General features: G+C 59.9%; 9 protein-coding genes. 5 read left to right on the top strand and 4 right to left on the bottom strand.

From position 1 onward, the window contains the following. Positions 1–15 precede the first annotated feature (15 nt). Positions 16–2169, top strand: a complete 2154-nt coding sequence (scpA, locus tag AAFG07_RS31165) for a methylmalonyl-CoA mutase (protein ID WP_342723572.1) — start codon at positions 16–18, stop codon at positions 2167–2169. A 709-nt stretch (positions 2170–2878) separates the two neighbouring features. Here scpA and AAFG07_RS31160 read toward each other — a convergent pair. Next, positions 2879–4291: an enoyl-CoA hydratase-related protein gene (locus tag AAFG07_RS31160; protein ID WP_342723571.1), complete on the bottom strand. Its 1413-nt coding sequence runs from the start codon at positions 4289–4291 to the stop codon at positions 2879–2881. A 207-nt stretch (positions 4292–4498) separates the two neighbouring features. Further along, complete coding sequence (locus AAFG07_RS31155; RefSeq protein ID WP_342723569.1) at positions 4499–6040, bottom strand: acyl-CoA synthetase; 1542 nt, start codon at positions 6038–6040, stop codon at positions 4499–4501. Positions 6041–6309: 269 nt separating this feature from the next. Here AAFG07_RS31155 and AAFG07_RS31150 point away from each other — a divergent pair, with 269 nt between their 5' ends. Next, the gene (locus AAFG07_RS31150; RefSeq protein ID WP_342723568.1) at positions 6310–6984 is read left to right on the top strand and encodes a helix-turn-helix domain-containing protein; all 675 of its coding nucleotides are present in this window, start codon (positions 6310–6312) and stop codon (positions 6982–6984) included. Between the two features lie 257 nt (positions 6985–7241). On the opposite strand, the gene AAFG07_RS31145 is transcribed toward AAFG07_RS31150, so the two are convergent. Together AAFG07_RS31145 and AAFG07_RS31140 are read right to left on the bottom strand one after the other, a co-directional pair. Next, the gene (locus AAFG07_RS31145; protein ID WP_342723567.1) at positions 7242–8126 is read right to left on the bottom strand and encodes an MBL fold metallo-hydrolase; all 885 of its coding nucleotides are present in this window, start codon (positions 8124–8126) and stop codon (positions 7242–7244) included. Between the two features lie 46 nt (positions 8127–8172). Further along, positions 8173–8991 carry an SDR family NAD(P)-dependent oxidoreductase gene (locus AAFG07_RS31140; protein ID WP_342723566.1) on the bottom strand — a complete coding sequence of 273 codons (819 nt, stop codon included), beginning with the start codon at positions 8989–8991 and terminating at the stop codon, positions 8173–8175. A gap of 43 nt (positions 8992–9034) precedes the next feature. Between AAFG07_RS31140 and AAFG07_RS31135 the strand changes: the two genes are divergently transcribed. The 3 genes from AAFG07_RS31135 to AAFG07_RS31125 all read left to right on the top strand — a co-directional run bounded on the left by AAFG07_RS31135 (position 9035) and on the right by AAFG07_RS31125 (position 12706). Continuing rightward, a complete protein-coding gene (locus tag AAFG07_RS31135) occupies positions 9035–9682 on the top strand; it encodes a TetR/AcrR family transcriptional regulator (RefSeq protein ID WP_342723565.1) in 648 nt (215 codons plus the stop codon). Positions 9683–10348: 666 nt separating this feature from the next. Further along, positions 10349–11500, top strand: coding sequence for an acyl-CoA dehydrogenase family protein (locus AAFG07_RS31130; RefSeq protein ID WP_342723564.1), 1152 nt, complete (start codon positions 10349–10351; stop codon positions 11498–11500). A gap of 24 nt (positions 11501–11524) precedes the next feature. Then, positions 11525–12706: an acetyl-CoA C-acyltransferase gene (locus tag AAFG07_RS31125; RefSeq protein ID WP_342723563.1), complete on the top strand. Its 1182-nt coding sequence runs from the start codon at positions 11525–11527 to the stop codon at positions 12704–12706. The last annotated feature ends 21 nt before the right edge of the window (positions 12707–12727 follow it).

Genomic DNA, 12727 nt, shown 5'->3' with positions numbered 1-12727 from the left:
TGGCTGGTTGGAATCATGAGCCGCATTCCCGATTTCGCAAACGTCGCCTTCGAGCGAGCAACCGCCATTGCACCGGCCGGCAGCGCCGAACCGTGGCTGACGCCCGAGGGCATTCCGGTGAAATCCGCCTACAGCGAGGCCGATCTCGAAGGCATCGATTTCCTCGAGACCTGGCCCGGCATCGCGCCCTATCTGCGCGGCCCCTATCCGACTATGTATGTCAACCAGCCCTGGACTATCCGGCAATATGCCGGCTTCTCCACGGCGGAGGATTCCAACGCCTTCTATCGCCGCAACCTTGCCGCCGGACAGAAGGGCCTGTCGGTCGCGTTCGACCTCGCCACCCACCGCGGCTATGACTCGGATCATCCGCGCGTCTCCGGCGACGTCGGCATGGCCGGTGTCGCGATCGATTCCATCTACGACATGCGCACGCTGTTCGCCGGCATCCCGCTCGACCAGATGAGCGTGTCGATGACCATGAACGGCGCGGTGCTGCCGATCCTCGCGCTGTTCGTTGCGGCTGCCGAGGAACAGGGCGTGCCGCCGGAGAAACTGTCGGGCACCATTCAGAACGACATTCTGAAAGAGTTCATGGTGCGCAACACCTACATCTATCCGCCGACGCCCTCGATGCGGATCATCTCGGACATCTTCGCCTACACCTCGCAGCGGATGCCGAAATACAATTCCATTTCGATTTCCGGCTATCACATGCAGGAGGCTGGAGCTACGCAGGACCTCGAGCTCGCCTATACGCTGGCCGACGGCGTCGAATATCTGCGCGCTGGGCTTGCCGCGGGCCTCGACGTCGACCGCTTTGCGCCGCGGCTGTCGTTCTTCTGGGCGATCGGCATGAACTTCTTCATGGAAGTCGCCAAGATGCGCGCCGCGCGGCTGCTGTGGGCCAAGCTGCTGAAGCAGTTCAATCCGAAGGACCCGCGCTCGCTCAGCTTGCGCACGCATTGCCAGACCTCGGGCTGGTCGCTGACCGCGCAGGACGTGTTCAACAACGTGATGCGCACCACGATCGAGGCGATGGCGGCAACGCAGGGCCACACCCAGTCGCTGCACACCAATGCGCTCGACGAGGCCTTGGCGCTGCCGACCGATTTCTCGGCCCGCATTGCCCGCAACACCCAGCTGTTCCTGCAGCAGGAGAGCGGCACCAACCGCATCATCGATCCCTGGGGCGGCTCCTATTATGTCGAGCGGCTGACCCGCGATCTCGCGCAGAAGGCCTGGGGTCACATCCAGGAGGTCGAGGAACTCGGCGGCATGGCCACGGCGATCGAGGCCGGCGTGCCAAAATTGCGGATCGAGGAAGCCTCCGCCAAGACCCAGGCGCGGATCGATGCCGGTCGCCAGGCCGTGATCGGCGTCAACAAGTACAAGCCATCAGACGATGCGCCGATCGACATCCTCAAGGTCGACAATACCAATGTCCGGCGCTTGCAGATCGACAAGCTGACACGGCTGAAATCCGAGCGCAACCAGACGGACGTCGATGCGGCGCTCGCCGCGATCACCCGCTCGGCCGGCGAAGGCAACGGCAATCTGCTGGCGCTCGCGATCGACGCCGCGCGCGCGAAGGCCACGGTCGGCGAAATTTCGGACGCGATGGAAAAGGTGTTCGGGCGCCACCGCGCCGAGATCAAGTCCATCACCGGCGTCTACAAGCGGGAGGCGTCCAGCATGGGCAACCGGGTCGAGAAGGTTCAGTCGCTGATCGACGCGTTCGAGGAAGCCGAGGGCCGCCGTCCGCGCATCCTGGTCGCAAAAATCGGCCAGGACGGCCACGACCGCGGCCAGAAGGTGATTGCCTCGGCCTTTGCCGATATCGGCTTCGACGTCGACATCGGGCCACTGTTTGCCACCGCCGACGAGGCCGCGCGGCAGGCGGTCGAGAACGACGTCCACATCCTCGGCGTCTCCTCGCTCGCCGCCGCCCACCTCACCGCCGTGCCTGAACTCAAGGCAGCACTGAAGAAGCAGGGCCGCGACGACATCATGATCATCGTCGGCGGCGTGGTGCCGCCGCAGGACTACGATGCGCTGTATGCGGCCGGTGCAGAGGCGATCTTCCCACCGGGCACCGTGATCTCGGACGCGGCCGAGGAGCTGATCCGCAAGCTGAATGCGCGGCTAGGTCACGATGCAGCGGCGTAGCGGCCTGGCTCCCGAGACGGTCTGTGAAACTGTCGCCACATTGAGGTTCCGCTTCGATCGCGGTTCAGAGCAGAAGAATCAGCATCATGCCAACTCTTGAAGTGATTCGTCACGAGATAGACCGCATGCGTCTTCAGGTTGGGCGACATCGCAGGGAGATCGCCCGTCTTCAACGCGCTGGGATACACGTCGACTCGGCGGAGGCTACTGTAAAAGCAATGCTGGCGAAGATCGAAGAATTGTGTCTTCGACGCAACGAATTGGCAAAAGCGAGACCTCATCCTGCGAAGGGCAAAGTCGGTCGCCGAAAATGCTGAGATGGACGAGAGCGGCCCCATGAGGCGCCTCACCACGACATCGACGGGGCCAGACATTTGGCCAAATGCTTATATCTGCAAAAGGCTCAATAGGTGATACTTTGTGGAAGAAAGAGGCCACCAACTGATGCGGTCTCAATCGCGCACTGGCCTAATAGACGGTTCAATAGTGAGGCGGTAACCGATACGCTTCGTGCCGTCGAAAACCTCTAAAGCATTGTTACAGCCCGGGCAGCGATACTCCCCTTTCTCTCCTGGCTGCGACCACAATTCGAGGCGCTGAAAACCGGCGCCACACCCTGAGCACGTTACATCGGTCTTTCTCAAGCTGTACCTCATACGGTGTAGTCTGGGACAATTCTCAGCACCAGTTGGAAGTCTGGGCGAAGGCCTCAAAATGCCAGACATTCTTGTCCAGCGTTCTGTCGCAGGACAGGCCCTGCCCGCTTGGGTGTAAGCGCCTGTGCAGCAAGAATGAGGTAGGTTGGAAGCTTTTCCGCGGTGGCCCGTTCCTTGATCGTCGCCAAGCTGGCTAACAATGAGCGCGAACCACCGTGGAGGTAGGGCGTCGCCCGCAATTGCTTGGCCAATGCCAGCGCTTTACCGACTCCATCTTCCCCGGGCGTCGCGACTATCTCGACCGCGATCCCGTGCTCGGATGAACTGGCGATGTAGATGCCGGTTAGATTTCCCCGGCGATCGTGAGGCGCATTCAGGATCTTGAGATCGAACACATGGTTTCTATCAAATGGCTCCGAGGTTATGCGTACATCCGACGGCTGAGAGTCAGAAGAATCGATGATGGTCGCATGAGAGGCGCGAAGGGCCGAAACTAGCGCTTGCGCCTCAGGGCCGGTGCCGCAGACCGCAAAGCGAGCCGCTCTAGTCGCTTGGGCCAACAGCTTGTTTGCTCGTTGACGGGCCAGAAATAGCGTCGAGACCATATTGCCGGCCACGGGACTCTGCATGAGATCGACGACGCGATCCAACTCAATGCGCATTCCGTCTTCTATCGGGACATCGCTCGCCTCGACGACGCTGCGCACGATGGCGTCATATGCCGGATATTCCGCGGTGACCTCGTCGCTATAACCGTAGTGTCGCGTGATTTGGCGAACGATATCAGGATCTCGCAGGTTGAAAGGCCCGGGGGCGAGCTTTGGAGGAAACTTGCCCGGCACTTGAGTCTGTGCTGCTTCCTTGGCGAATACGACAGCGCAGTCGATCAAATCATTCTTGGCGACGAGTTGATCGACTAGCCCCAATGATTTTGATGCGCTCGGGCCGACGGATTGCCCATTCAACAGCAATTCCAAACCTCGCTCGATTCCGATCAAGCGGGGGAGGCGCTGCGTTCCGCCTCCGCATGGCATCAGGCCGAGCTTGACTTCTGGTAACCCAAGCTGCACGCGCGGATTATCGACGGCCACCCGCCAACGACAGGCCATTGCCACTTCTAGACCGCCTCCGAGCGCGAGGCCGTTGAGCGCGGCGACCGTAGGTTTCGGCAAGGCGTCGAGACGCAAGAACAGGCGGCCCAACCGACCACATGCCGTGCGAAGCTCGTCACGGTCTGCAACGAGCCCCAATTTCGTGTACTCGCGAGCCATCTCAAGATCGGCGCCGGCCAGAAAGGCGCTTTTGCCGGAGGCCACTACGAGCCCGTGGATGGCGGGATCTGTCTCTACGCGATCGATGATCAGTTCGAAGGCATCCATCAAGGCATTCGAGAAAACGTTCATCGAACGCCCGGGCATGTCGATGGTTGCAACTAGGATGTTGTCCCGAATCTGTTCGCCGATCATATCGGGCCGCTTGTTGTGTGCTTATAATTGGGTTGCCTGTCCGCAAAGCTGTCCGTGCATGGCGGGGCGTTCGCGGGGGCATGGACTTGTTCTGCGTCGACGTAACGCTCTCCGAAAAGGGTGAGCACATTTTCACAACCGCCAAAGCTGCTTCTTACAGCTCCGATGTTTGAGTCTTGCCACCCTTGCTTTGCGGCGATGAAGTTGTTAGGCGGCTTTCTCGGGCCAGTATTTTTTACGAAGCTCCTGCTTCATGAGCTTGCCCGTCTGCGACCGCGGAACTTCAGGTACAAAGTCGACGCTGCGGGGCGCTTTGTAACTGGCAACCCTGGCCTTCACGAAGGCGATGATCTCTTGCGCCAGGCTGTCACTACCTTCGATGCCGGGAACTAGCTGAACCACGGCTTTTACCTGTTCGCCCATGTCCGGATCGGGAATGCCGATAACGGCCACATCTGAGATCGAAGGGTGAACCACCAGAACATTCTCGATCTCCTGGGGGTAGATGTTGACGCCGCCGGAGATGATCATGAAGGCCTTGCGGTCGGTCAGAAAGAGATTGCCATCCATATCGACGCGTCCGATGTCGCCAACGGTGGTCCAGTGCGGATTTGCGGGATGTTGTGCCGATCGTGTCTTCTCCGGCTCATCATGATAGATGAACGGCATTTTGTCGCGCTCAAAATAGATGGCGCCGGACTCACCGGCCGGAAGCTCTTTTCCTTCCTCATCGCAGATATGAATCGTCCCGAGCACGGCGCGACCGACAGAACCAGGCTTCTTCAGCCACTCTTCCGATCCAATTACGGTCATGCCGTTCATTTCGGTAGAAGAATAGTACTCCCAAAGAATCGGGCCCCACCACTTGATCATCTCTTGCTTGATCTCAACGGGGCAGGGGGCGGCCGAGTGGATAGCCACCTTCAAGCTGCTGATGTCGTATTGACGTCTGACGGACTCAGGCAGCTTGAGCATCCGCACGAACATGGTCGGTACCCACTGGCTGTGGGTCACCTTGTAGTCCTGGACGGCGGCCAAAGCTGCTTGGGCGTCGAACTTGTCCATGACGAGTGCAGTACCACCTAGTGCCTGGACGGTGGCGCAGGTGCGAAGCGGTGCCGCGTGATAGAGAGGCGCAGGAGACAGATAGGTGGTGTTTTCATCGAAGCTGAAATTCGATGAGAACATCTGCACCATCGTATCGCCCGGTTCGGAAACATCTCGCTGCGGCAACGCATGTTTCACACCCTTTGGCCGACCGGTCGTACCGGAAGAGTAGAGCATGTCGGCGCCGCGAGGCTGAGACGACGGCGCATCAGTCCGAGCCGATTTCAGTATTTGATCGTACGACTCGTAACCTGCCAATTCTCCGTGGAGACAAACCCGTCGCTTCAGCTTTGGATGAGCGCCAAGCCTGGAGGCCGTCTCGACGGCACCTTGACCAACGAATAACGCGGCAGCGCCAGAATTTTCGAGCATATAGTCGACTTCGCTCGCGCTCAGCCGATAGTTTATCGGCATCAGGTACAAGCCGGATCGTTGAGTGGCCCAATAGATTTCAAATATCCAAGAACTGTTGTCTGAGAGTAGGCCAACTACGTCGCCGACCCGCAGACCAGCGTCGAACAGCCAGTTCGCGATCCGCCGCGACCGATTCTCCAAGGCCACGTAGGTCACGACCTCGCCAGTGGCGGTCATGATGAGGGCAGGGCGGTTCGGATTTGTAAGTGCGTGGGTCCCCGGATACATAAACACTCCCTGGATACCGCCCATCAAGTGGCGGAGTTTCGATCTGGAGCGGAATTCGGCCGGATCGGTTTTCTTGCGCCCGCCAAGGTCGAGGTGCCAGCAAGGCTGGCTTTCGCCGGCTCGGCCCAAGGGCAGGCAAACGCTGCGCCCCCGACTGCTTCTTCGCCCTTTGAATTGCTTACAGTTCAGGCTTGAACAAGAACTGATATTGATGTCACATTACTGATTGTTGGCTGGTGGTCAAGCGGTCCCGATGCTAAGGGTTGCAAATGCTGGATACCGATGATTCTGCGCTGGAGCCGCTGGCGCCTGCCACGGCGAAGGGGGCTGCGATGCGCCAGCGCCTCGTGGATGCCTCGGCACGCGTCTTCGCGCGAAAGGGATACGAGGCCACCAGGGTCGAGGACATCGTCAAGACTGCTCGTACGTCCTACGGCAACTTCTATCGGCACTTTCGAAATAAGGACGAGATTCTGCTGGCAGTGTTACGACCCTTGGTCGACGAGATCTACGTCGCGAGCAAGCGCAGGATCGGTCGCTCATTGAAGGCGACCGAAGCGGAATTCATCGAAAACACGATCGCTTATCTCAAGATCTATGCAAGACACCGCAAATTGTTGCGCGTCATGCGCGAAGCGGCAGCTCGCGGCGAGAAAGCCACATTCCTGTCTCTTTACGTCTCGGAACGAAGCCGCTTCGTGAGACGAACCACCACCTGGCTAACACGGCTCCAAGGATTGAGCGAACTAAGTCGCGAACTTGATCCTGAGATGGCTGCTGAGGTGCTTGGTTCTACGATGGAGCAGGTTGCCTATATGAAATTTGATCTGGCGCCGAAAGATCCGAGCGATGCTGAGATCGAGCACATAGGCACACACTGCGCCAAGGTCTGGTATCGGGGCGTGTTTGGGGTAGCCAAAGCAAGATCTGAGGTGCCGAATTGACAGACTTGGCGACCTGAACCGAGAACTCACAATCGCTCCGAGCCGCGACGAAATAAGAGCGTGACAAGATCGTGAGTTGCCGCTCCCAGATGGGTGGCACCATTCCACAATGCGCTGGTCGTGTTGGTCTGGGCGATCACGTGCGCATTGGAGAAACTCTGATCCAGCCAAACGAATTACTGCTGAATTGCGGGATTTAACCAAAAACTGCAGCTCGACTTTATCAAGCTGCAGCCATTGGATTGCTTGGATACAGCTTATTCTGCGGTCCGCAGCCGATAGGTAGTGCCGTTGCGGACAACCTGACCGGCTGTCGGGCCTGCCCAGTGCGTGCCGATCACCAGCGCTTCGCTGTCGGCGACCTCTTCACAGAACAGCTTGCGCGTGGCGACACCCTGCTCGATGTCGTAGTCGACAACCGTGCGCCATTCGGGATGCGCGAGTTGGCAAGGATGGTGCATGATGTCGCCGGTGATGAAGCCGCGTTGGCCGCCCGAGCTGATCTCTACACTTGTGTGACCTGGCGAATGACCGGGGGTGGAAAGCAGCCGTATTTCGGGCGAAATGACGTGGTCCGTTCCAATGAAGTCGGCTAGACCTGCCTCGACGATGGGCCGTACGGAATCGGCAACCAGGTTCCTTACGATCAGCTTCTCGAAGCTTTCACCGGTACTGTCCGCTTCCTTGATCCAATGCTCGTATTCCGTTCGTCCGAAAAGGTAGCGTGCGCGCGGAAATGTAGGCTGCCATTTCCCATCCACGAGCATCGTATTCCAGCCCACATGATCGACGTGCAGATGGGTACATAGAACAATATCGACCTCTTCTCGCCGGCAGCCGATCTTTTCGAAGGTCTCCAGGAAGTGTCCATGGCGCATGTGCATACCGGGAATTTCGCCGCGCTGCTTGTCATTGCCGACGCAGGTGTCCACGACGATCTTCAGATTGCCGGTTTCGACCAGAAGAGCGTGGAAACTCAGGATAAGATCGCCGGTTTCGGTCAAAAGACCCGGGGGCATCCACTTCATGGGAAGCACCGCCTCAGGTGTCGCCTCCGGTATCATCGGGTAAGGACTTGGTCCTTCGCTTTCGAGGATTTTGGTGACCTTTACATCACCGATCTGCCAAGACTGAATGCTCACTATCTACTCCTGGTAATGTAGGGATTGACTGCGAATTTGATGTCGCTCACCACGGGATCATGCCTTCGAAATTGGTGAATTTTCCCGATGGGCCGTCTGGGCCGAGCAAGGCGACACGGACGGGCTCACGCGCGGCCTCCTCGACCGTGCCGGGGCCCATGAACTTGTTGTTGTCGGTCGCCGTAAATCCGGGGCAGACGGCGTTGACCTTGATGTTGGTCTTTTCAAGCTCGATCGCGAATGCCTGCGTGACCGCGTTGAGAGCCGTCTTCGACGACGAATAGCTGCCGGCATATTGGCGCATCGGATGTGACGGGTCGGCGTTCTTCGTCAGAGACCCGGTCATGCTCGATACGTTGACAATTCTTGCCGCAGCCGCCTCGCGCAGCAGGGGCAGCATCGCCTGCGTTACGGCGACAACGCCAAACAGGTTGGTCTCATACACCGCGCGCAATTCATCCATGGTCACAACCGACAGATAGGTCTCGCCCATGATTTGCTCGGGTGTCCGGCTTTGGGGACCGGCGTGCGAGACGCCGGCGTTGTTCACGAGAACGTCGAGCCGGCCGTAGGTCTTGCGGATGTGCTTCGCCGCGGCGGCGATAGAGGCAGCGTCGGTGACGTCGAGTTGGACCGCCTGGGCGTCGGCCGCCACGCTGCTGATGACGGCATCGCACGCCTCAAGCCTGCGAGAGCCTATGAGAACGGCAAAGCCCTCCTTTGCGAGATCCTTGGCGATCTGCAGGCCGATACCTTTGTTCGCTCCGGTTACCAGGGCGACGCGCTTGTTATTTTGCATGCTTTGAACTCCGCTTGAGGGTGGGCAAAGGCGCGCGTTCGCACTATATGTGGAACGCGTGTCCACTTAGCAATATGTGGAATAGCATTCCGGTTATCAAGGGGCAGCGTTGACGGACCACAGCGAGAGACCGGAGGGCGCAGCCACGGCCCGCTCGGGCAGGCGGCGGCGCGTGCGGGCCGACGCGCAGCGCAACATAGAGGTTCTTCTGCAGACGGCCGCTAAGGACTTCGCCACTTCAGGCGTGGATGTCCCGATGCGCGAGATCGCGGAAAGGGCGGGAGTCGGCGTCGGCACTCTCTATCGCCACTTTCCGACCCGGTCTGACCTCATCGTGGCGGTCTATCGCAAGGAGGTCGATGAAAGCGTCGATGCGGTGCTGGCCCTTGCGGCGAAAGACCCGCCGGGCGAGGCGCTTTCTCGATGGGTGGAGAGCTACGTCGACTTCATAGCTGCTCATCGTGGATTGGCAGCAGCCTTGAACTCGGGCGATCCGGCTTTGGAAGGACTGCCCGCCTATTTCCAGCAGCGGCTAGGGCCTGCGCTTCAGAGGTTGCTGGATAAAGCGGAAGCGGCCGGTGCGATACGAGGCGGAATCAAGCCCCATGAGCTGATCCACGCGGTTGCGATGCTGTGCGTGCCGCCTCATTGCGGCGAACCCACTGATCCGCAACGGATGGTGGGCTTGCTCATGGACGGCATACGCTACGGTGCCAAATCGCGGCCCAGAAAGAGGCCTACCAAAGCGATGCGGTGAACGCTATGGCGTCGGCTGATCGACACGGATTTTCGCGCGTAGAACGGGAATGAGCGAGGAGGTGATCGAATAGACGGGCGCCCTCATTCCAGCCCACCGCAGCGGCACCATCGGTGCGATGGCCAAGAGCTGCTCTGTTCTTCGCCGCTGATGTTCAGCCTGCGTGACAGCGAACGAGCTGTGCGTCGATGGCGGATGGGCTCAGATCGAACAGTGTTCCGAGCTATCTTCGTTTGGGTTCGCTTGGATTCGCATGTTGTCCGTGTCGATGGTTTTCACGCCTTCGGCGTCACCGGCCCTGTATCGACCGACTTGGCGGCCATCGACGTCCATGTAGCGCCTCAGGGGCAGTGAAGCCTTTCGGCCTCGAATTCCGGCTCCGGGATAAGACGCGGTGGTCGTGCGTCCAAGCGCCAGCCTCTCGACTTCGGTCACAAGCGATACGCGCCCCGGCTTGACGAGACCACCTGTTCAGTAATATGACGTCAATATCATTTTTTAGCGCCACCACAGAAGCGCGGAACGTTTCACCCGGGGAGGGGCCGAGAGAATCGGCAAGAGTTAAATGAAAACAACGGCTTCATCACTCTGTCCGTGGTTCGTTTTCGCGCTCGCGTTCGGTTGCTCTGGCGTGACCTGCGGCGAAAGCTCGGCGGGGGGTGCGTCGTGATCCTCAGTGAAACTCAGGCGGCAATACGCGATGAGGTGCGAAAATTCGCCCAACAGCGAATTGCTCCCCACGCGCGCGATTTCGAACAGGCCAAGGGATATCCAGCGCAGCTCTTTGAGGAACTTGCGGGCCTTGGTCTCATGGGAATGATCGCACCCGAAGAACAGGGCGGAGCGGGCGCGGACTACGTCTCCTATGCAGCCTCGCTCATCGAAATCGCGGCAGCGGACGGCGCGCTATCGACTATCCTCAGCATCCAGAACAGCCTGATCGTATCCGGCCTCCTCAAGGATGGCACGCCGGCACAGCGAGCAAGCTTTCTGCCTTCACTCATTTCCGGTCGAATGATCGGTGCGTTCGCTCTCACGGAGGCGGAGGCAGGTTCTGACGCATCTGCGTTGAGGACGCGCGCGACCCGTGCGGGGTCTGGTTACAAGCTTAACGGTGCGAAGCAGTTCATCTCGTCCGGTCGAACAGCTGGACTCGCCATCGTATTCGCCGTCACAGACCCTTCTGCAGGCAAGCGGGGTATTACAGCCTTTCTCGTCCGCACCGATAGTCCCGGTTACAGCGTCGAGAGGGTTGAGAGCAAGTTAGGACAAGCTGCGTCAGACACTTGCGCGCTGCGGTTCGACGATGTTTACGTCGAAGGAGAGATGCGACTTGGTCAGGAGGGCGCCGGTTATTCAATCGCGCTCTCCAATCTCGAGGCCGGCCGCATCGGCATCGCTGCCCAATGTGTTGGGATGGCTCGTGCGGCTCTCGAGGCGGCTACCAAATATGCGGGCGAGCGAAAGAGCTTCGGCGCGCCGATCATTTCGCATCAAGCCGTCGGGTTCCGCCTCGCCGACCTCGCCGCTCGACTAGAAGCGGCTCATCAACTGGTGTTGCATGCGGCCGCAATGAAGGACGCGGCTCTGCCGTGTCTCAAAGAAGCGTCAATGGCCAAGCTTGTTGCATCCGAGACGGCCGAGGCGGTGGTCTCCGGTGCGCTGCAGACCTTCGGTGGCTACGGCTATCTGGAGGATTTCTCCGTCGCCAAGATCTATCGAGATGTGCGCGTCTGCCAGATCTACGAAGGCACCTCGGACATCCAGCGAATGGTCATTGCGCGCGAACTCGCCCGAGAGGCGACCGCTCGCGACTAGCCTCGAAACCAACGGAAGGTCTCCATGTCCATGTCCGATCCAGTTGTAATCGCGAGCTACGCGCGTACGCCTATCGGGTCCTTTCAGGGCGCGCTCGCTCGCTTCAAGGCCACCGAACTCGGTGCGGCGGCAACGAAAGCGGCGGTTGAACGTGCTGGCATCGAGGCGGAGCGGGTCAATCAGGTCATGATGGGATGCGTGCTACCGGCCGCGCTCGGTCAAGCTCCCGCACGACAAGTCGCGTTGGGAGCGGGACTGCCATTGAGCGCGCAGGCGACCACTGTCAACAAGATGTGCGGTTCGGGCATGCAAGCCGCGATCCTGGCCCATGATGCGCTCGCCGTGGGCTCAGCCGACGTCGTCGTTGCAGGTGGCATGGAGAGCATGACGAATGCTCCGTATGCCCTGCCCAAGCATCGCGGTGGCGCGCGCATCGGGCACGACCGCATCGTGGACACGATGATGATGGATGGATTGGAGGATGCATACATTCCAGGCAAGGCCATGGGTGCCTTCGCGGAAGACGCTGCGCGCGAATATCAGTTCGGTCGCGACGCGCAAGACGCATATGCGCTCCGGTCCTTGGATCGAGCTCGGACTGCGATCTCCAGCGGCGCATTTGCCGACGAGATCGTCGCTATGCCGGCGGCCGCCAAGAATGGTCCGGTCGTCGACACGGACGAGCAGCCAGGAAAGGCTAAGCCCGAGAAGATATCTCTGCTGAAGCCGGCGTTCGCGGCTGACGGCACCATCACCCCTGCCAACGCGTCGTCCATCTCTGATGGGGCCGCTGCTCTCGTGATGACCCGTCGAAGCATCGCCGAGAAGCTCGGGCTTCCAATCGCCGCCACAATCCGCGCACACGCTGCGCACGCTCATGCGCCGGCTCTCTTCACGACCGCTCCCGCACCTGCGATTCAGAAGGCCCTCGCCAAAGCGGGGTGGTCCGCCTCGCAGGTCGATCTCTACGAGATCAACGAGGCATTTGCCGTTGTGGCGATGATCGCTGCACGCGAGCTCGACATTCCGGCCGAGAAACTCAACGTCAACGGCGGTGCGACCGCCCTCGGTCATCCCATCGGCGCAAGTGGCGCCCGGATCATTGTCACGTTGATAGCTGCGCTTAAGGCGCGGGGTCTCAGGCGCGGTCTGGCCAGCCTCTGCATTGGGGGCGGCGAAGCGACGGCAATGGCGATCGAAATCTGAACACCGGAAAGGGCAAAGGAC

Source organism: Bradyrhizobium sp. B097 (assembly GCF_038957035.1).
GTDB lineage: Bacteria > Pseudomonadota > Alphaproteobacteria > Rhizobiales > Xanthobacteraceae > Bradyrhizobium.
This window is presented reverse-complemented; position numbering and strand designations above follow the sequence as displayed.